At 40.9% G+C, this 21270-nt stretch carries 20 protein-coding genes; 10 read left to right on the forward strand and 10 right to left on the reverse strand.

Translation table 11 applies throughout. The annotated features are described in order from the left end of the window. Window positions 1–37 precede the first annotated feature (37 nt). A complete protein-coding gene (locus ACFE93_RS08215; RefSeq protein ID WP_375472843.1) occupies window positions 38–634 on the forward strand; it encodes a DoxX family protein in 597 nt (198 codons plus the stop codon). Between the two features lie 395 nt (window positions 635–1029). Here the strand turns inward: ACFE93_RS08215 and msrB are convergent, their stop codons facing one another. Both msrB and ACFE93_RS08225 read right to left on the reverse strand, forming a co-directional pair. Further along, complete coding sequence (gene msrB / locus ACFE93_RS08220) at window positions 1030–1524, reverse strand: peptide-methionine (R)-S-oxide reductase MsrB (protein WP_375472844.1); 495 nt, start codon at window positions 1522–1524, stop codon at window positions 1030–1032. Between the two features lie 233 nt (window positions 1525–1757). After that, entirely contained in the window at window positions 1758–2288 is a 531-nt protein-coding gene (locus tag ACFE93_RS08225; RefSeq protein ID WP_375472845.1) for an MgtC/SapB family protein, read from the reverse strand. A 434-nt stretch (window positions 2289–2722) separates the two neighbouring features. Between ACFE93_RS08225 and ssuD the strand changes: the two genes are divergently transcribed. From ssuD to ACFE93_RS08245, 4 genes are all read left to right on the forward strand, one after another. Next, window positions 2723–3883, forward strand: a complete 1161-nt coding sequence (ssuD, locus tag ACFE93_RS08230; RefSeq protein WP_375472846.1) for an FMNH2-dependent alkanesulfonate monooxygenase — start codon at window positions 2723–2725, stop codon at window positions 3881–3883. 27 nt (window positions 3884–3910) lie between these two features. Continuing rightward, window positions 3911–4525 carry a beta-class carbonic anhydrase gene (locus tag ACFE93_RS08235; protein WP_375472847.1) on the forward strand — a complete coding sequence of 205 codons (615 nt, stop codon included), beginning with the start codon at window positions 3911–3913 and terminating at the stop codon, window positions 4523–4525. A 20-nt stretch (window positions 4526–4545) separates the two neighbouring features. Then, entirely contained in the window at window positions 4546–5112 is a 567-nt protein-coding gene (gene ssuE / locus ACFE93_RS08240; protein ID WP_334935068.1) for an NADPH-dependent FMN reductase, read from the forward strand. A gap of 359 nt (window positions 5113–5471) precedes the next feature. Beyond that, window positions 5472–5675 carry a hypothetical protein gene (locus tag ACFE93_RS08245; protein WP_375472848.1) on the forward strand — a complete coding sequence of 68 codons (204 nt, stop codon included), beginning with the start codon at window positions 5472–5474 and terminating at the stop codon, window positions 5673–5675. Between the two features lie 149 nt (window positions 5676–5824). On the opposite strand, the gene ACFE93_RS08250 is transcribed toward ACFE93_RS08245, so the two are convergent. Together ACFE93_RS08250 and ACFE93_RS08255 are read right to left on the reverse strand one after the other, a co-directional pair. Next, entirely contained in the window at window positions 5825–6583 is a 759-nt protein-coding gene (locus tag ACFE93_RS08250; protein ID WP_375472849.1) for a red chlorophyll catabolite reductase, read from the reverse strand. Window positions 6584–6735: 152 nt separating this feature from the next. Next, window positions 6736–8058, reverse strand: coding sequence for an FAD-dependent oxidoreductase (locus ACFE93_RS08255; protein WP_375472850.1), 1323 nt, complete (start codon window positions 8056–8058; stop codon window positions 6736–6738). 228 nt (window positions 8059–8286) lie between these two features. Here ACFE93_RS08255 and ACFE93_RS08260 point away from each other — a divergent pair, with 228 nt between their 5' ends. Next, a complete protein-coding gene (locus tag ACFE93_RS08260; RefSeq protein ID WP_375472851.1) occupies window positions 8287–9636 on the forward strand; it encodes an FAD-binding oxidoreductase in 1350 nt (449 codons plus the stop codon). Between the two features lie 56 nt (window positions 9637–9692). Then, window positions 9693–11048, forward strand: a complete 1356-nt coding sequence (locus ACFE93_RS08265; RefSeq protein ID WP_375472852.1) for a (Fe-S)-binding protein — start codon at window positions 9693–9695, stop codon at window positions 11046–11048. A gap of 369 nt (window positions 11049–11417) precedes the next feature. Here ACFE93_RS08265 and ACFE93_RS08270 read toward each other — a convergent pair whose 3' ends face one another. From ACFE93_RS08270 to ACFE93_RS08285, 4 genes are all read right to left on the reverse strand, one after another. Continuing rightward, window positions 11418–12863, reverse strand: coding sequence for a PQQ-dependent sugar dehydrogenase (locus ACFE93_RS08270; protein WP_375472853.1), 1446 nt, complete (start codon window positions 12861–12863; stop codon window positions 11418–11420). 102 nt (window positions 12864–12965) lie between these two features. Beyond that, window positions 12966–14309, reverse strand: a complete 1344-nt coding sequence (locus ACFE93_RS08275) for a DVUA0089 family protein (protein ID WP_375472854.1) — start codon at window positions 14307–14309, stop codon at window positions 12966–12968. Window positions 14310–14998: 689 nt separating this feature from the next. After that, window positions 14999–15790, reverse strand: a complete 792-nt coding sequence (locus ACFE93_RS08280) for a pentapeptide repeat-containing protein (protein WP_375472855.1) — start codon at window positions 15788–15790, stop codon at window positions 14999–15001. 10 nt (window positions 15791–15800) lie between these two features. Next, window positions 15801–16442: a hypothetical protein gene (locus tag ACFE93_RS08285; RefSeq protein ID WP_292856419.1), complete on the reverse strand. Its 642-nt coding sequence runs from the start codon at window positions 16440–16442 to the stop codon at window positions 15801–15803. Between the two features lie 122 nt (window positions 16443–16564). Between ACFE93_RS08285 and ACFE93_RS08290 the strand changes: the two genes are divergently transcribed. Then, window positions 16565–16777, forward strand: coding sequence for a hypothetical protein (locus tag ACFE93_RS08290; protein ID WP_375472856.1), 213 nt, complete (start codon window positions 16565–16567; stop codon window positions 16775–16777). Window positions 16778–16949: 172 nt separating this feature from the next. Here the strand turns inward: ACFE93_RS08290 and ACFE93_RS08295 are convergent, their stop codons facing one another. Continuing rightward, the gene (locus ACFE93_RS08295; protein ID WP_375472857.1) at window positions 16950–17096 is read right to left on the reverse strand and encodes a hypothetical protein; all 147 of its coding nucleotides are present in this window, start codon (window positions 17094–17096) and stop codon (window positions 16950–16952) included. Between the two features lie 355 nt (window positions 17097–17451). Next, window positions 17452–17817, reverse strand: coding sequence for a hypothetical protein (locus tag ACFE93_RS08300; RefSeq protein WP_375472858.1), 366 nt, complete (start codon window positions 17815–17817; stop codon window positions 17452–17454). A gap of 544 nt (window positions 17818–18361) precedes the next feature. Between ACFE93_RS08300 and ACFE93_RS08305 the strand changes: the two genes are divergently transcribed. Beyond that, window positions 18362–19495, forward strand: a complete 1134-nt coding sequence (locus ACFE93_RS08305) for a substrate-binding domain-containing protein (protein ID WP_375472859.1) — start codon at window positions 18362–18364, stop codon at window positions 19493–19495. 504 nt (window positions 19496–19999) lie between these two features. After that, entirely contained in the window at window positions 20000–20977 is a 978-nt protein-coding gene (gene nifH / locus ACFE93_RS08310) for a nitrogenase iron protein (RefSeq protein WP_375472860.1), read from the forward strand. Window positions 20978–21270 lie beyond the last annotated feature (293 nt).

Consider the following 21270-nt stretch of genomic DNA (forward strand, 5'->3'; position numbering starts at 1 on the left):
CAATTACAGTCGGTGTACCATAGTTGGAGTTCAGGCAATGAATGAAAATAGAAACTATATTAGTCTCAAATCAAAGGATGTTGCAATTGCCTATTTATTGCTACGAATTCTCATCGGTGTGAATTACTTTAATCACGGATTCACTCGCATTTTTAACATTCCTGGATTCGTTGAAAATACTGTTAAAGAACTAGCAGATTCTTATTTCCCAGAATTTTTGGTGAGAATCAATTCTTATCTAGTGCCCCCTGTAGAGTTAATTGTGGGCGTTTTAATCACACTTGGGTTAGCTACCAGAAGCGCTTTGATTGTCACGTTTGCCCTGATGATCATTCTGAAGTTGGGGGTGACATCGATACAAAACTGGGGTGCAGCTACTTCCATGCTTTCTTACGGGATTGTGCTGTTTATTTTGCTTGCAGGTAGCAGCTTTAATATTTACTCCCTCGATCGCTGGAGAAAAAACAGACAAAACCTTGCAGACTCAGGAGGGGATCGCGAACAAGGTAGGGTCAACTTCTTTAAGTTTAAGAATAACTTTTGGGTAAAACGTTGGCTACAGAATCGTTTACCCAATCATAGATCAAAAAGGCTCTCAGAAGAAAATCAAACAACACCGTATCATGGTAGTTAGTAGTATTTATGTCTGATACTTTCTTTTTTGCCATAAAAAATATCAGGTAAGTAATATCCTGATTTCCTGACGGCAGAATGGGAAAGCTTTTACTGATTCACCTAGTTGGAGAACGCTGATGTCGAAAGAAAGAAAAAGTAATAAAGAAGCTAAAAAACCTAAAAAAGATCCCAAAGACAAAAAGGAGAAAAAAGACCCAAATAAATAGGACGATTTAGGGAAATAGTTTTAGCGAAGACCAAGAGTTGCATTTCTTTAAATTGACAATACTTCGTCCATTAGCACTGAATAGGAAAAGTTATTGTCAAAAATTTATTCACCCTTGGTCAAGCTCCAAAATCGGATGATTTAGGTTATGTGTGCGATGTCACGACGGGCTACGCCTATGCAACTTATCAAGCAGGATCAAACTTCAGCGAAACACCGTTCATGCAGTAGCGCTTACCAGTGGGTGCAGGGCCATCATCAAAAACATGACCTAGATGACCACCACAGCGACTACAATGCACTTCAGTTCTAGTCATAAACAACGACTTGTCTACAGTCGTAGCGATCGCACCTTCAATTGGATTAAAGAAGCTAGGCCAGCCAGTACCACTATTAAATTTGGTATCAGATGTAAACAGTGGTAGTTCACAGGCGGCACAATAATAAGTGCCTTGGTCGTATTCCTTATCCAATGGACTGGTGTAAGGGCGTTCAGTTCCATGTTTACGCAAGACATTAAACTGTTCTGGCGTCAAAATCGTGCGCCATTCTGACTCTGGTTTAGTAACTTCAAATCCGCTCTGAGAAGTTGTCATTGCTTGTGACCCCCAATTGATATACCTTGATAACAATGCTGTGCCGACTATGACTGCACTAGCCTGTAAAAAATAGCGTTTGTCCATATATCTATTATTTTCTATTTTCCGGTTCCCTGGCCAATCAATTCCAGTACGGAATTCCCTACATGAATGACTATAATCAGCGATCGCTCTGAATTAGCCCTGATAAACTGATTAAAATTAGCTAAGAAACAACAAATTATTTTTCAATAAAATATTAGGCGGCAATCTGAGCGATTTGACTTAATTTTGGACAAATAATACAAGTATACTTTTCAATTGGAGCATGACCATAGTCAATCATCTTCATCAGAGATGCTTGTAAGATCGTGAGTAGTCGCCTGTTTACCTTGATTCGTCAGAAATACAAATGCGCGATTGAGCCGCTTCACCCCACTTAAGGTAATTAGGGTGAGTAAGCCTCCTAATAATCCCATTTGCCATAGACCACAACCAATTGCAGCCCCCAAGGCGGCGGCCGTCCAGACACAGGCGGCTGTAGTTAAACCCTTTACTTTTGGCGTTGCAGATTTTCTCGGAGACTCTTGTAAAATCAATCCGGCTCCGAGAAATCCGATCCCGGTAGCTACACCTTGAATTGTGCGACTCAGTGCATTAGTAGCAGCATACGGACTCTCGCCCTCAGCCTGCAAAGGAATCATCACGAATAGTGCTGCCCCCATACTCACGAGCATAAATGTTCTCATCCCTGCTGGTCTACCCCCTTGCTGACGGTTAAATCCAATCAAGCAACCAACTAGGAGCGCCAAAGATAATCTAAACGCTATATGTGGCCAATCGTTGGCAGCAATAAACATTGGCCCCATTGCATTATTTCTCCTAGAGACAGAACGGAATTTTGCGCCTATTGCCAGTGGACTGGATAGCTACCCACGTTTCTAGCTGGAAACTAAGTACATTAAGTCAATCAGCTTGGCGTATATTAAGGTTAATTTAACAGAAGGTTAGGGATAAGTAAACTAATATACACAACGATGCTATTCCTGTATTCTCCCTAGAGACAGAAAGAAGGGGGCAGGGGAGATGAGGAGACAAGGGGACAAGAGGAATAACTCCCCAATCCCCAATTTTTTTGATCGCTAGCTTATTGAACACTGCCTAATATACATTGGTCTGATAGAGATACCGGAGTTTTTTGAAAAACTTCTTGCTGGGTTAAGTAGAATATGTGATACTCTAAAAACTATAAATAAATAACGGTAATTCGATAGAAATGCCGTAGTTTAAAAGGACAGGATTCATGCAGCTACTATGGTTCATCCCAACCCACGGCGACGGACGTTACCTTGCAACTGCTACAGGCGGACGGGCAGTAAGCTTTCCTTATCTGCGGCAGATTGCCCAAGCGGTGGATGACCTTGGTTATACAGGGGCATTGCTACCCACGGGGCGTTCTTGCGAAGATGCTTGGATTGTAGCTTCAACGTTGGTATCACTGACGCGACAGATGCGTTTTTTGGTGGCGATTCGTCCCGGCTTGGTATCGCCTGGAGTGGCAGCGCGGATGGCGGCGACTTTCGATCGCCTCTCTGGTGGACGCTTGCTGATAAATGTCGTGACAGGTGGCGATCCCGTAGAGTTAGCGGGAGATGGCTTGCATTTGGATCACGATCAACGCTATGAATTAACAGATGAATTTTTAACAGTATGGCGAGCGATCGCTAGTGGAGAACAAGCCAATCTCCAAGGAGACTATTTCAACATTCAGGATGGGAAACTGCTGTTTCCACCTGTCCAAAAGCCATATCCGCCCTTGTGGTTTGGCGGTTCCTCTGCCATCGCCCAAAAAATTGCTGCCAAGCATATAGATGTCTATTTGACTTGGGGCGAACCACCGGCGCAAGTAGCCGAAAAAATTGCATCAGTTCGCAAGCTTGCAGAAACACAAGGCCGAACTTTGCAGTTTGGGATTCGCCTACATGTGATTGTGCGGGAAACCGAGAGTGAAGCTTGGGATGCGGCGAATCAATTGATTAAGTATGTAGATGATGAGGCGATCGCTTATGCCCAAAAAGCTTATGCCCGGATGGATTCAGTTGGACAACAGCGAATGACTCAATTACACCACGGTAATCGTGAGGCCTTAGAGATTAGCCCGAACCTGTGGGCGGGAGTTGGTTTAGTGCGGGGTGGTGCAGGAACAGCGTTAGTCGGCGATCCCCAAACCGTAGCTGCCAGGATATTAGAATACGCTTCTTTGGGTGTTGAGTCCTTTATCCTCTCTGGCTATCCCCACCTAGAGGAAGCTTATCGAGTTGCAGAACTTCTATTTCCCCATCTGCCATTAGAGAATTTACCCGCAGTGGAGAAGCAACATGTCTTAAGTCCATTTGGTGAGATTGTGGCAAATGAAGATTTCCCTAAGCAAAAGCCTCAAGAGAGAGCAACGTCCATATCCTAGTAATTATGAACTAGGAGATTAACAGCCATGCTGCACCAACAAATCGACCAAAAAATCTCAGAAAAAGAAGCGTGGGCATTGCGTCGTCAATTAGGAGTACCTAATAATAAACGCTTGTGGGTGCTAGCTTGCATGGATGAACGTTTACCAGTGGAGAAAGCATTAGGAATTGGTGAAGGAGATGCTCATATTTTCCGTAATGCTGGGGGTTTAGTTACAGATGATGCGATTCGGTCAGCAATGTTAACTACACAGTTTTTTGGCACCAAAGAAATCATCGTCATTAATCATACCGAATGTGGCATGATGACAGCATCAGGAGACTTTCTCAGTGAGGTATTGCGAAATCAAGGTATTGACGTGGATCAAGTTAGTGTCGATCCTGCTTTGCCAGAATTGAAGCTACCAAAAGGCGTTTTTTCCAAGTGGATCAAAACGTTTACCGATGTGGATGAAATCTGCACACAGCAGGTGGAATTATTGCGTAATTCTCCTTTAATTCCCCAAGATGTAGTTATTCATGGCTACATCTGGGAAGTAGAGAGTATGAGTTTATGCCGTCCCTACAAACGTCTGAGTGAGAAGGTTAACACAGCATCAGCTATGAAGACCAAAACTGCAAAACCTACTGAACCCATTTAAGAAATTGGGAGTTTAATTGAATGACAAATATTCTAGCGATCGCAGGTAGTCCAACCCATCCATCTAGAACCTATGGTGTTGTCGAATATACTGCCAAGCTTTTACAACAAGAAGGCTTGCATGTAGATATTATTTCAGTTCGCGATTTGCCTGCTGAAGATTTAGTTTTTGGACGATACGACAGCCCTGCTTTAGAACAGCCAAAAGCTTTATTAGCAAAGGCAGATGGTGTGATTATTGCCACCCCAATTTACAAAGCTGCTTACACAGGAGTGCTAAAAACATTTCTAGATTTACTGCCACAAAAATCATTAACAGGTAAACCCGTCTTACCAATTGCTCTGGGTGGAACGATCGCTCATTTATTGGCAATTGAATACGCTCTGAAACCTGTGTTATCTGAATTAGGAGCGCGACATATCCTAGCCACCATTTATGCGGTAGACAAACAAATTCAACGACAAGCTGATAACAGCGTCCTGTTAGATGAGGAAATTGAGCAAAGACTCAAAGACGTTCTCAAGGAATTTGTTAAAGCTGTAGAATATGATGCCGCAGCGCCTCAAGAATTGGTTCATGCCAATTAAATAATCAATTTTATACCTCCGTTTGCTTGTAGCAGAGGGGTAATTTATACCCATCTGCTACCTTTTTTTAAAAGTTAATCATATCAACATAAATTTCTTCTCAAAAATTCCACTTTCATAGCGATATTCAAATGAATAGACTACGCCCAGACCTCTCTAATCTATTCAACTAACACCGCTGTAATTTCTAATTTTTCCCATATAAAGATATTATACAGATGCAAATTATCTCCTAACTCTACCTGTAGTAGATCAGTTAAATTTCACTCATCTACTACTTTCTCCCCTGAAATTTTAAAATTGCAATGCCGAACAACTGAAGAGTTGGTAGTTGCTTAGTCAGGAGTGAGGAGTTAGAAGTGCTGAGTTACGAGTGGGAATCTAAAAATAGGTATTATGTAATACTAGGAGCTTATCTTCAGCAAAAAGCACATGTAATTACTAATGATACCGAAGCGATCGCCCAAATTATCCAGGCGGCGGTGAGACATTCCAGCCATAAATCTACTACTTTTGCGATCGCCACGGTTAAAACTGTATCAATTGAAGTTTTCTTGATTTAAGGACTTCAAATCCTTACTATGTAATATGTTTTTCAGCGCAGAGTAGAGCATATACTCTGAAGAAACAAGCCTGCATGATGTCAGAAAAGCAGGTAAAACGCCTCTGTCATGTCTGGCTTTTGATGACAAATATTACAATATGCCAGCGATTAATTCCTATCTCCTCCCCATAATGCCTGCACTACTTTATCAGTCAATTCTTTACCAAACATCTGCTCTGCTAACTTATTTCCTGGGTCTTGTTCAGCACTGCTACGGCGCAAAAACAAGTCACGTTCTGCCAAAGCAGTCCGTATATCTTCTGCCACAGGCTCCGCTTCGTCTACCCAGTTTATCCAGCGTTCGAGCATTTCGTTGGCAAATGTACGAATGAGGTTGACTGTATCATTTGTGGCAGGACTTGTATAGCATAACCTGATAGGCGACATGAATTGACGAATATACACGCTCTTGCTGGTGTACATTGAAAGACTTGGTTCTTGCTGCAAATTCAGGAATAACTGATTAACAGGCTCATAGTAGCGTTCCAGATAGTCCAGGTCTGTCAATAAATCGGTTCGAGGAATGTAATCTAAATAAAAGAAAATATCTGGAAGCGTACCAAACTCAAACGTTAGATGCGGAACACGGATGTGGGAACCTAACCAAACAGTCAGACGCATGACACTAAAATTTGACTTTTCGTTATGCGACAACACATGCACTAACCAATCAATTTCCGTACCAGAAAAAGCCTTAAGTGAACCCTGAAAATTACCGTCAATGCTACTGTAGCTATTTAAATCATTTGTAAAATCTGCTGGATTTAGCTGAAAACGATTCTCTAGCTTTTGTCGCAATTGGTTTGTAATACTCCATAACTGCTCAAATACAGATGTATTATCTAAGTTGACTTTTTGGTAAATCATTATTTTTTTGCTGGTACATTGAGGATGAACAATAAAAACTTTTATGATTGCTTCTTAATTTTAAAGACTAAGCAAATCTGGGATAATCAGTACCACTTTTGTGAAGATAAATTTAATTTTTTTATTTACATATAATGTCAACTTGCCAATTGCTACAAGTTCGTTGACAATTTGGCGTTTGATTTTTTCACTTTGGATATCCAACCTTTGTATGAGTTCAGAATTTCTGAATAGGGAACTATGGTTTCAAATATTAGCTCAGATAGTGAAGGTGAGAAGCGATGGGGAAAAAGTTTGTGCAGAGTTTTGGCAATACTTTCCCTCAATATAAATTCAATAAACAATCCCATAGTCGAGGGAAATGCGTTATCCCCAAGCTCAACTAAGGCGTGAGCATCTTGCTTCCGGCGAACAGTAAATTGTTCAACAACCTCCTCAATATTGTCAGAATACTCGTCTAAAAGGTTGTCAAATAAGACAACATCTTCAAGTGCCGCATTGCAACCTTGACCAATAGAGGAAGATACGGCATGTGCTGCATCTCCCAGAAGTAGGACACTATCACCTTGGTGATAACGGTTACAACGAATTGTTAAAATTCTTGATACAGGTCTAGTGAGGAAAGCTTCAGCTTCTTCCCTGGGCATCATCTGATAAACTTCTGGGAAATTCTTTTGAAAAAATGTGAGAACTTCTTCTGTATTGGAAAGATTAACTATCTGATTTTTTTTATGGAGAAATAAAACGACTCCACTCATGCTTCCATCTTGTTGATGTAATAGTACTATCAGCGTACTATCGTTTAGTATCCAAGAATGAATTTTACCTTGTTCTAAGTTGATACTTGAATTTTCATTGGGACGAGGCAGGAAAATCGATTTATAGTCATTAGGGACATATTTCTGCTGGCACTCAAAGTCTTTTGTAGCAAAAAAATTCTCTCTTATCTGAGAATTTGCTCCATCTGCACCTATTAATAGGTCATAATCAACAGTGAACTCATGTTTTCCTTCAACCATAGAGGCTTCCACAACATTTTTCAATGTTACTGTCTTTGCCACAAAATCCACAGAAGTACATTGACAGTTAAAGTTCAGGTTGAGTTTACTCTTGTCGTACTTTTGGTTTAAATTTTCTAATAGCACAATTGCCAGGCTAGTGCGGTCAAGCGTAAAGAGAGATTTATTTCTTGGATTCAACCGTGTCTTACCGTTTTTTTGGTGAAAAATCGTTCCTGTCACCTCCAAACTTCTGGATTTGACCGCTTCTTCTAAACCCTCAATTTTTCTTAAAGCTCTCATTCCTCTTTCGTTCAGAGAGATAGGGTAGGTTCTGGATGTAGAGAATGAAACAATTCTAGGGTCGCTGCGACGTTCATAAATATCGATTTCGTATTTGTCGCCACGACTTAACAAGTAGTGAGCAAGCAAAAGTCCGCAAGGTCCAGCACCTACAATAACTACTTTCTTGACCATAATTCTATGACTTCCGCATTAGTTAAATAATCATAATACTTAATAACACTAAAAATTTTTACATCCTCTAATACATTTTTCATTGGTCTTGAGAGGGATATAGTGACAAAGCTTCGCAAATATGCAATCTCACTTCATCATCCCGAATCTACTACCACAGTCAATTCACCGTGTCGAACTCACGTTAAATTAGATGTAGGGCGTAAAAAAATAAACTAAATAAAAGCGATGTCTAACGACAAGCCGCAAGGCGTCTGCGCTTCTGATTTTGCATCTATCGTCGGTGAAGAAAATGCTATTTGCCTTTGGGAAAATATCGAACTCGGTCAGCAAAAACGTATTCAACAGGCTATGGCTTCTGGAAAGCTTCCCAGTTGTATTGTCTATCCGCGTACCCAACAACAGCTAGCCGCAGTCATCGCCACAGCTCACACAAACAACTGGCGCGTCCTCCCCTGTGGTAGCGGTAGTAAACTTAGCTGGGGTGGTTTAGTTAAGGGCATTGATGTTGTAGTTAGTACAGAACGCATTAACCAACTGATTGAACACGCCGTTGGCGATTTGACTGTCACCGTAGAAGCGGGGATGAAATTTTCCGATCTCGAAGCACTTTTGGCAAAGTCGCGGCAATTTCTTGCTCTTGACCCCACAGCACCAGAGTCAGCAACCATTGGTGGTATTGTTGCCACAGGTGATACAGGTTCTCTGCGGCAACGCTATGGTAGTGTGCGCGACCAGCTACTAGGTATTACCTTTGTCCGTGCTGATGGACAAATCGCCAAAGCTGGGGGAAGAGTAGTTAAAAATGTCGCTGGATATGACTTGATGAAGTTGTTTACCGGGTCTTATGGCACATTAGGCTTTATTAGTCAACTAACTTTTCGCCTATATCCGCTAGCAGAGGCATCGGGAACGGTGGTACTAACTGGGAAAGCTGAGGCTGTATCCCAAGCGGCTGATATCCTTCGAGGTTCGGCGTTAACACCGATTCAGGCTGATTTGCTATCAACTAAATTGGTATCTAGTTTAGGATTGGGTGAAGGACTGGGATTAATTGCTCGCTTTCAAAGTATTAGTGAGAGTGTTAAGGAACAGTCAAACCGAGTTTTGGAAGTTGGGCAAAAGTTGGGCTTAGATGGGGCAATTTTTGCCGATGTTGATGAAGCTAATCTATGGCAAAGATTGCAAAAACGAATACATACTAATGCTACAGAATCAGTAATTACCTGCAAAATAGGAGTGTTGCCTACTGCTGCTGTGGAGATTTTGACTCAGGTGGAGTTGGGTTTAATTCATATTAGTAGTGGTTTAGGTTTGTTACAATTAGAGAATAAAAATCAAGTTTTGAAAATCCGCGATCGGCTAGGCTCTGCTGGAAGCGATGCCTACGGCGGGCTGCGCCTACGCACTCAAAATCATAAAGGTTTTTTAACAATTTTGTCAGCACCAATGGCAGTTAAAGAACAAATAGATGTTTGGGGTTATACGGGGAATGCTTTGCCGTTGATGCGCCGTATTAAGGAACAGTTTGATAGTAAGAATATTTTAAGTCCTGGTCGGTTTGTGGGTGGAATTTAAGAAACAAACCGCAGAGACACAGAGAACGCTGAGATAGAGAGGGGAAAAAGAGAAATATGCAAGTTTCAAAAAATTCTGTTAATAATACGGCTAGTTTAAAGAATTTGAATGGCTTTGATGAGAGTCATCCACCTGATCCGAAGTTGATTGATAGTTGTGTCCATTGTGGATTTTGTCTTTCGACTTGTCCCAGTTATCGGGTACTTGGTAAGGAGATGGATTCTCCTAGAGGACGCATCTATTTAATGGATGCAATTAATGAGGGTGAAATTGCTCTCAATACGGCAACAGTAGAACATTTTGATTCTTGTTTAGGATGTCTTGCTTGTGTGAGTACCTGTCCTTCTGGCGTACAGTATGACAAATTAATTTCTACAACTCGTCATCAAATTGAACGAAATTATCCCCGTAGTTTACCAGATCAATTTTTTCGTCAACTGATATTTTCTCTGTTTCCCTATCCCAATCTTTTACGGATTTTATTAGTTCCGTTGTTGGTTTATCAAAAGTTGGGATTTGCCAAATTCTTTCGATATACGGGTTTACTCAATAAAATATCGCCCCGTTTGGCAGCAATGGAATCAATTCTGCCAGAAATTACTCTCAAATCTTTTCAAGATAATTTGCCGACTGTGATTCCTGCTAAAGGTGAGAAGCGGTATCGCGTTGGGATGATTTTGGGTTGCGTCCAACGGCTGTTTTTCTCACCCGTGAATGAAGCGACAGTTCGCGTTTTAACAGCAAATGGTTGTGAAGTTGTGATTCCTAAATCTCAAGGTTGTTGTGCAGCACTTCCCGAACACCAAGGACAAACAGAACAGGCGAAAGCTTTAGCAAGACAAATGATTGATAGTTTTGCCAAGACAGATGTAGATTTCGTGATTATTAATGCTGCTGGTTGCGGTCATACTTTAAAAGAGTACGGTCATATTTTAGAAGATGACCTAGAATATCGGCAAAAGGCAAAGGATTTTGCAGCTAAGGTTAAAGATGCTCAAGAGTTTTTAGCAACTGTTGGGTTAACAGCGGAACTTTCACCGTTGACTGATAAACCATTGAATTTAGTTTATCAAGATGCTTGTCATTTATTGCACGGACAAAAGATTAGCGTCCAACCGCGTCAAGTGTTGCGACAAATTCCAGGAGTGAAGTTGAGAGAACCAATAGATGCAGCTTTGTGTTGTGGCAGTGCCGGGGTTTATAATATGCTGCAACCAGAAGTTTCTGAAGAATTGGGTCAGCAAAAAGTGCAGAATTTGTTGAATACTGGTGCTGAGTTAATTGCTTCTGCTAATCCGGGGTGTACTTTGCAAATTACTAAACATTTGCAGTTGCAAGGTAAGAAGATTTCAGTTATTCACCCGATGGAGTTGTTAGATTATTCGATTCGTGGTGAAAAGTTGAAATTGTAGACATTTTTTGTGGGTTGGACATTTTGTCATTGCTTTTAAACCAAAGAGCCAAAGCTACGTTTTTAGTCTCCTCTCGAAGAGCCTACAGTGTACATACAAGTCCTCAAAACCTAGCTTGATAAGACTTTCCTCGTTCCCAGTCTCCGACTGGGAATGCATTCATTGAGTCTCTCACTCAATGTCTGACTGGAGGCAGCACTCCAGAGGACTAAGTAATAGACTTCTTGCATGAATCAATGAGCTTTCACCCTAAATCCCTCTCCCAAGCTTGGGAGAAGGACTTTGAAATTGTCTCCCCTTCTCCCAATTTTGGGAGAAGGAGTTGGGGGATGAGGGTTAGTTTTGTATTCGTGCAAGAGGTCTAATGTTTTACTTGGTAGGCATAGAGACTTCCCAAATTCCTTGATTTCCACCATATTCTAGAACATAAATCTTATTGCCAATAATCTCAGCATCAATGGGATTACTAAAACCTGTGACAAGGCGCGTAGCGTTAAGTTTATAGTTAGTATCTCCTACTTTAGTTAACTTTAAATGCAGTAGGTCTTGGCTGGCATCTTTAAAAGGGCCTATTAGTGTTTCGCCAGTGGGGTCGCCTGCTGTCCAACTCAACATAAATCCATCTTTGTTGAATTCTGGACTCATTACTCCTTGTGTATCAAAAACTAATCCTAAAGGAGAACGGTGTGTTGTAAAAGTGCTAAAACTTTGTCCAAGAACACTGGCATCTTTGATTTTTCCATCTACAGGATCGCGGTAATTATCTGCGTCCGGGCCAAGATTAGGAATTGGTTCAATCAAATTTTCAGTAGGCCGAATAGGAAAGGTTGGATCGTTACGATAATAACCTTTTTGGATGGCGTTAAATTGAGGGCTTAACAATCGGTCAGTAGCAGGATTATAATTGGGAAATTGTTGTGGATTGTCTGTCCCACCAATACGCCAGGGAAAGCCATAATTACCACCTAAACGTAGCCAATTTAATTCTTCTGACATATCGCGATCGGGGCCATTTTCTGTACCAAATAAATCCCCATTGGGCGCAAAAGCCATATCGAAAGTATTGCGTGTTCCTTCTGCAAAAATATAGCCAGCTGCCTTTAAGGTTGCTCGATTGTTTGCCAGAAAGAGATTGTTGCCATTACTAGGAAGACGGAGTATACAGGCGGTTAATCCGACTTCGCGAGTATTAGGATATAGACCATCAACAGACTGAACCTCACCATGATCGGTACGAGAACCGCTATTCACATAGATAAATTTACCATCCAGGCTAACAACCACACCGTTGAACCGATGGTCATAAGCTGTTTTGCTTTTGGGATAGCCTGAACTTTTAGCTAAAATAGACCAGATACGCTGTCCTGTACTCGAATTAATTACACCTTTAACAATAATTGCTTTAGTTTGGTTATTCACAAGGTTTGCATTGCCAACTAAATAAATTGTGCCGTTAGGACCAATGGCCATACCTTGAGTTTCACTTAAATTATGATTACTAGAATTGTACACAAGTGTTTTAGTAGAAGAGTTTAAATTGACTTGATAAATCTCACCATTTAGTTTGAGGTAATAGAGGGTATTGTTTCGTGGATCTTTTACAATCCGAACAGAAGGAGAGACTGATAAGGTATTAATAATATTGCGAATATTAATGTCAGGACGCAAGGTCTGTGGTACAATATTTACTCCAATAGTGCTATGATTTAATAAAACTATTGTGAATAACAGTGTTATTGTAAATAACAATATTTTAGTAGTAAATTTACCGATAAACTTGCCTTTCACTTGGTTTGATAATTTAGTGTTATTCATGATTTTCTTGATAAAATAGTCAGTTAATTTTGTTGCTAAATCCTGTTGATGAGATAAAAAATTTTAGAGATTACGGTGTGAAATGAGCAATGGGTACTATTCTTATGCCAAACTGACTTCTAGCGTATAAGGAGCAGAGTTGCTGTCACTAGTGCCAGAAAAAGTTCCGCCATCTTGAGGAAAGAAAGCATATTTACTCACTGAAATTGAGTATGTACCTGCACCTAGTGAAGCGGTGATTAATGACCCAAAGTCGGGGCCACTATCATCATCACTTTGCAGTAAAGTCCCAGCATTATTAAACAGTCCAATCACTGTATCATCGGTTGTCACCGCACCGATAGTGACAGTTTTTGGATTTGCTAGAAAAAATGTAAAAAAGTCAAAATCGGGATTGTCCCCCGGTTGAACTGTTACTAACTCCCCTGAGAGATTAACGTTTGAGCCGGATGATAAAGAACCCAATCCTTCAGCTCTAGCTAGGGTATTGTTTGTAGCTTGTCGAGCATTTTCCCGCTCATAGAAAAAGAAGTCGTTACTATCAAGTCTAAGGTTGACTATACCCTGCACAATACCGATGATTTCATCTGGTTCTGCACCAGGTTTGTCTAAGAATATTTGTGTGTCGACTCCAACAGTTTGTAGGCGGTAGTCCTTTGGAGAGCCTTTGAGTTCTATTTGGTCTTGATTACGGTTAAAGTCGGTAATCGTAGCCAAGTCCCCAAAACCAGCATTCGCAGTGTTTTTATCGTCGTAGTAGACATTTCTAGCGTCCCCAAGGACAAATCTATCTAGCCCAACGCCGCCAGTTAAGGTATCAGTCTCTCCTAATCCCGGTGAGAGTGGACTACCGGGCCAAACACCAATGAGGATATCGTTTCCAGACTCACCATTGAGTATGTCATTGCCGGGCCCGCCCTGTAGGCTATCATTGTCATCCTCACCATTGAGGATATCATTGCCTACATTACCGTCTAGTGTGTCATTGCCTGCTCTTCCATTTAGAGTGTTATTAAAAGTATTACCAAAGAGAAAGTTGTTCAGACTGTTACCTGTCCCGTTGATGGCGCTAGTTTCCCTCAGCGTCAGGTTTTCCAGATTAGTGCCTAGTGTGTAGGTGACAGAAGACCGGACGGTATCTGTACCTGAATTCACAGCTTCTATAATGGTATCAATAGCGCTGTCAATAATGTAAATGTCGTCGTCTACTCCCCCATTTAAGGTGTCAGTACCCAAGCCGCCATCAAGTGTGTCATTACCAAGGCCACCGATTAAACTGTCGTTTTCCGTCCCACCAAATAAATTATCACTACCAGCCGCACCATTCAGGGTGTCGTTACCGGAAAGACTATTGACGTTATCACCATTAGCCCAACCATATATCGTGTCATCTCCCGAAGTCCCATTTCTTATGTCAGCAGATGTAGTACCGTAAATAACTGCCATATTTATTATTTTTACTGAATTTTTAACTAATGCCTAAGTTTGGCCTCAGTCAAATAACCCTTCATCAGTTCTAATGTTCTAATGTTGATTAATTGAAACTATAAGTTTAAATATAGATACTTTTACTAACTTAATTAATACCAATATTACTGAGAAAATATTAGTTATTGATTTAGTTAGCTGATTATGTAAATTGGGTTCCAATTAATCTATTTTAATTATTGATTTTCCCCAAGCTTTTATATTTTCAACTATACCTATAATTATTTACTATCATAATTGAAAGGTTACGTCAAATTCTTTACCAAATCTTAAAAATGCAAATTTTTTGATTTTTAGTATTGTTATAAAAAAATATAAATTTTAATTAAGTATTTTTAAAAGAATACTGTTTTTTTTAGTAAAAGTTACAAGATTTTTTAGCTTAATACGACATTCTCGTTAAGTTAGGTTTCAATATCAATTTTTGCTTGTAAAAAAATACTTTTTCTATTAAGGAAATACATCTGGAAATACATAAGTTAAATTGATAGATTCTCCAAAACATTTTTGAGCTTAATAACAGTTAAGCTTTACATAAATTTTATATACTTCCTTGAGCAGTGAAGCTGGTTGTGGGAAGAGATACCCCAAAAAATGAATCTAAACGTCAATTTCTTTTTCTTATAAACTAATCGTGTCTTGAAGCGTTAAGCAGGCATAATTGTTTCCTGAAGATTTACGCCGCTGAGGTTAGCTCCCCAAATGTCGGCTCCTCTAAGGTTAGTTCCTCTGAGATTTGCCCCTGCCAGATTTGCACCTCTAAGGTTAGTCCAACTTAAATCAGCTTGACTCAAATCAGCTTCACTTAGGTTAGCCCGCAACAGGTATGCACCACTGAGGTGAGCCTTGGTCAGATTAGCTTTGTATAAGTCAGCTTTGTAAAGATAAGCCCCTAAAACTTCTGCTTCGTACAAACTCGCCTCGCTGAGATCAGCCGCAATCAAGTTAGCTTCAATGAGGTTGGCAAAAGTAAGGTTAGCTCGAATCAACTTTGCTGCACCTAAATCGGCATCTTTCAAGTTAGCACCTTTTAAGTCAGTGCCAATTAGATTAGCAGATGCGATCGCAGCGCCTCTAAGATCCACCCCACTCAAGTCAGCTCCAATCAAATTGGCATGACTCAAATCTGCCTGGGTGAGTATAGCGCCACTCAAGTTAGCAACACTGAAGTTAGCCGCACTCAGGTTAGCTTCATTCAGGAAGGCTTTATAGAGGTTGGCACTACTGAGGTCAGCACCACTGAGGTTTGCTCGCACGAGTAAAGCATTACCCAAATCGACTCTTCTCAAGTTTACCCCCTGGAGGTTTGCGCCTCTGAGGTTATCGCCTTGCAGATTCGCGGCGCTGAGGTCTGGTTCAATCTGGGGATTTTTCTTTCTCCACTCAATCCATGTAACTGCACCTGCTTTGAGTAAAGTTAGATGCTCTCGATTTGCCATTTTCTCTTTTTTACTCCTGACGCCCACCCAGAGAATTTACGCGACCAGCAACACTTTCAATGGCTGTTAATGCTCCTGCTGCTCCTGCTAAAATATCCTGTTCTTGTCCACCTAAGTAAAGCCGTCCAAAACTACCTACAGCTTGAACTTCAAGAATGTTAATTCTCGCGGCTTTCTCTGCTTCATTAGCAGCCAGTGCAGCGTAAGCAGCAGGCTCCACTTCTAATACATACAGCGTTTGACCTGCTAGTAGTAGCTGTCCCCGGCGCGTGCGATTAATCAGTTGTGTTTGATAAGCATCGATGTTGCGGATAATCTGACTAGAAATAACACGCGGTTTCAGACATTCCTCTCTTCGGACTCCCAGTGCCGCCAAAATAGCTTGACCAGCAGCTCTGGTTTCGCCTTGGGAGCTAGAATGAACTTCTAATAGTCCGTATAGTCGTTCAACTACCTGTACTCCCGGACGGACAGAGGCAGATTTTAGGGCTATATCCGTAATTTTATTAATTTCGATACCAGGAGAGATTTCAATCCACAGTGATGTATCTCCTGGTAATGGTAAGAAGCCTTGGGCTACTGTTCCCATATATGCTGCATGTTGAGGTTGCAGGCTGTCGAGAAATACGAAACTGCGTAATTCTATGCCCAAGATTTTGCTCTCCAGTCGTGAGGGTAAAAGTTATCTATATGCAATATATAAGCGCCTAACTTGACAATATAGGGTATAAAGGAGCGCAAAATCCGTTAAACGGAGCTACACCCGTGTGTCAAATGGCAATTATAGAGAAGAATGCTTATTTAGAAGACCATCGTCGTCTTGGGATAATATCTACTTCGATCGGACGACATAATTTTTGTTTAACACAGCTGCTTTGTAAACATCTTGACCCTTTTAGATTACCCCAGTTTTACCCCAAATATTTCCCCAACATCTCTCAACCGGAACCACAAGGTTTAGATACCAATGAATATAGCTCTTTCTAGCTCAACTTGTTTTTCCTAAAGTATTTTCATCCTTATCCTCTTAATCAGGCAAATAAGCGGATACAAAGCGCTTAAACACCTTGTCGTGGTTTGGGATAAAATTGAGGGACTTTTTCGGCGCGATCGCCAATGTTCGGGAAAAGAGGCGATCGCGATTTTTTTGATTTTTCTATCAGGTACTGGGCAAATCCCCTTCAGGTAAGACATTATCTATGCTGAGTACCCACGGTATACCTTTATCAATTGGAGAATTTACAGTAATTTTAGCTCTATTAGCAAACTGTTTTAAGCGATCGGCAAATTGAGGAACAGTTTTCATGAGATTGCGATAACTTTCCATATTATTACAAATCACGATCAAGGTCAAAACGCTACTATTTATTTGGAAATACCAATGACAACTCGATAACAAAATTCGTGTAATGCGTAGACGCAGAGCGGCTTGTCGTCAGACATCGCACGCTAGGAAAAAGCTTTTTTTGGTTGCTTCTTCAAGCTGTCTGAATAGTATTTCACTCATCTTGATTGTTTGAGGTGAAGGCAAATCATCTGGATGTAAGCATGGTTGATTCATAAAATTTTGGCAAGCTCCAAAAATAACGAAGCTGCGGTGAAGATGTGGTACTTTTGATTTTTTGCAGATTGAATCTTGCAGAAAAATCAGGTTTACTAGGTTATTGTTCTTGAGTAACAATCCACAACAAGTCTAACCACAACTGGGGATAAGCTTGCTTGAGATTTGAGAGTGGATCGCGCATCAAGTTATTGGCATTCAAGCAAACAACTTCAACTAGCCTCAAGTATTCTGCTACTTCTTTAAGTAGATTTTTTTGTTCTACTACAGCACTAAGTAGTCTATCAGGGCAATAAATACCAATGTATTTTGACTGGTGGATGCATGTTTTTACATTCACTCTTGTTAAGTGGGGGTGAGGATTGATTATCTTCACATAACATTGGCTTAACAGTTTCCATACCTGTGGATGAGTGTATTCAATAATTACATTAAATTGCTGGGCTAAGTCTTCTTCAGTAATCATTACTCTCTCCATTGCTTTGTTGCTATCTGTTGTATACTTTGGTAGATACCTAATTGATTGTGCAAAAAATAAAACAGTAATTATTTGCTGATGCTATGTGCATATTTACTTTAGTCAAATAGGTAATTTTGTTCAGGGCAAAATTTACCCCAAAAAGCGAAATTGCTTCGTATGTTTTCTACTGTTTGTATTACTCGTCTATCAAGCATCAAAGCTGAAACTAATCTCTAAAACTGTATTAAATATTACTATTTACCAATTAAATTGGTAAAATTGCACTGCTAGATAAATGGCTCTGTTTATTGGAATTTGGGACTTTTAAGCTAAGATAGCAGGTAAAAAACAAACACCCGCAAAAATAATTTGCGCTTCGCAAGCAAATTTGCAATTGATGTGATAGTCTTTTTATATGGGAAATCAAAGACAGCGAAAGTACAAAAAGTCTTCAAAGAGATAATGATATAAACTCAAAGACAAGACTTTCGCCTTGGCAGATGCAATGTTTAAATCCGCTACGGCTTTTTGAAACTAAGAGACAAAGCCAATGAAGCAGGATAGTGACCTCCGTAATAACTTGAAGCCAATTAGAACTCGCTTAGGCATGAGCCAACAAGATTTGGCTAACATCGCTAATGTGACTCGTCAGACTATTAGTGGTGTAGAGTCGGGACAATATGCTCCCTCAGTGGCCATAACACTTCGCTTGGCCAAAGCGCTTGGCTGTCAAGTTGAGGATCTTTTCTGGTTAGAGCGGGATTTACCTGAAGTTGAAGCAGTTCTTGCCAAGCCAGTTCCTAATGGTCAGCAACTACGAGTTAGCATGGCTCGTGTGGGAGGACAATGGATAGCTTATCCCTTGATTGGCAAGGATGCTTTTCGCCAAGATATGATTCCGGCTGATGGAGAAGGCACTAACCAAACAGGTACAAATAAAGTTCGAGTCAGGCTACTAGACGATAATCTCGACACACTTCACAACACCGTTGTGATTGCTGGTTGTGCCCCTGTAATTTCACTATGGGCAAGAGCCACTGAACGATGGCATCCCCAACTGCGAGTCCAATATAACTTCGCCAATAGCATGGCTGCATTGCACAGTCTATGCAGAGGTGAGGCGCACATTGCTGGGATGCATCTTTACGATCCTAAGACTGGTGAGTATAATACTCCCTTTGTTCGAGATGTTCTGGCTGGCAGGGAAGCAGTTCTGATTACCCTTGGTGTCTGGGAGGAGGGACTTTTATTGAAGTCAGGGAACCCAATGGGAATTAGAACAGTTAATGACTTAGTGGCTGGTGGAGCGACTATTGTTAACCGCGAAATAGGTTCTGGCAGTCGGATGCTTTTGGAACAAACACTCCAAAAAGAGCAGGTACCGTTCGATGCTGTTCAGGGCTTTAACAATATACTCAAAAGTCACCAAGATGTTGCTCAAGCTGTAGTAGAAGGAATTGCCGATGCTGGTATGAGCACGGGATCTGTAGCTACCGCTTTTGGGCTGGAATTTATCCCTTTAAACCAGTCACGATATGATTTGGTGATTCTCAAAGAATATCTGGAAGAAGCACCTGTACAGCAGTTGCTCAGTACTTTGGGACATCGGATGGTTCACTCCCAATTTGAAATTCTAGGCGGTTACGATATCAGCAAAATCGGGGAAGTTGTAGCGACTGTTTAGAGTAGATTGCAATGGTTGGTTGTGTGGTTAAAGGAAAACTTGGCGTAAATTTAAATCCTGCTACAACCACTCTTTAGGTATGAGCAACCTTCAGGAGATTACAACAACTGATGATGCTGAATTCGTAATTCGTAATTCGTAATTCGGATTGAATTTGAGTTTCCAACTTGGAATCTGTAGCTTTCTTTTGTCCAATTGGTATTACTACCGCTAGAGAAATCATTTGAGTGAGCGGATTGGTAATACTTGCAATATTTCTTGAGTGATGTTTTATCGCTCTAGCCATTAGTCAGAAAAAACAATGACTAATGACCAACGAAAACTGACCAAAACTTGAATATGTTCTGGATTCGGACTCTTTTTGCTGTAGAACGAGCACCTCCAACAACGTTCTATATAAGGTCAATGCTGTAACTTGACAGCAAGTACCTCCGGTAGGCACTTTGTGCCAATGCCTTATAAATCCACAGACCCATCAAACAAACAATTGCGGGATAAATTATCATGTCCGACGAAAAAATTAGACAGATTGCTTTTTACGGTAAAGGTGGTATTGGTAAATCTACCACTTCCCAAAACACCCTTGCTGCGATGGCAGAAGTGGGTAAACGCATCTTGATTGTCGGATGTGACCCCAAAGCTGACTCTACTCGTTTGATTCTGCACTGTAAAGCTCAAACCACCGTGTTGCACCTTGCTGCTGAACGAGGTGCTGTGGAAGATATCGAACTTGAAGAAGTGGTTATCAATGGTTTCCGAGATATCAAATGTGTGGAATCTGGTGGCCCTGAACCTGGTGTAGGTTGCGCCGGTCGAGGTATCATCACTGCCATCAACTTCCTCGAAGAAAACGGCGCTTACTCAGATGTAGATTTCGTATCCTACGACGTATTGGGCGACGTTGTGTGCGGTGGTTTCGCTATGCCAATCCGTGAAGGTAAAGCCCAAGAAATCTACATTGTTACCTCCGGTGAAATGATGGCGATGTTTGCTGCTAATAACATCTCTCGCGGTGTTCTCAAGTACGCCCATACTGGCGGCGTGCGCTTGGGAGGTCTAATTTGTAATAGTCGTAATACTGACAGAGAAGACGAACTGATTAGCACATTAGCGGCCAGATTGAGTACTCAGATGATTCACTTTGTTCCCCGCGACAACATCGTACAACACGCAGAATTGCGCCGGATGACTGTCAACGAGTACGCACCCGATAGCAATCAAGCTAATCAATACCGGACATTGGCGGACAAGATTATCAACAATACAAATCTTGCCGTTCCCACACCTATTGAGATGGACGAGCTAGAAGATTTGTTGATTGAATTTGGTATTCTCGAAAGCGAAGAAAATGCTGCAAAACTGATAGGTGCCGCCAACGCTCAAGCAGATGGTGAGAAAAAGCTAGAAGACACTCAAGGTGAAGCACTAGAAGCTCTGAAAAAAGGAAATGTAGAAATAGTTTCCGGTAGCGAGAAGAAGTAAGGTTCTTGTTTAGACTCAGGTGCTAAACACAGAGTAAATATCTGGTGGGCAAAAATAGCCCACCCTCTCACCGAAACAGTGCTGTTAGCAGATAGATAAGCTTTAGCCAGTGCTGAGTAAAAAGTAAAATTAGACCGACTAAGCATCAAATTACTTTTGAGTAGCGAATGACTCGGCTAAGAGTGGGAAGATTCATTAATACTACTTATTCATTACTTCTTACTCAGAACTCAGCACTCATCACTCCTGAAAAATCCTTTAAAATGGAGGTAATCGAATAGCCAATCTTAACT

It is taken from the genome of uncultured Nostoc sp. (genome assembly GCF_964247315.1).
Taxonomy (GTDB): Bacteria; Cyanobacteriota; Cyanobacteriia; order Cyanobacteriales; family Nostocaceae; genus Nostoc.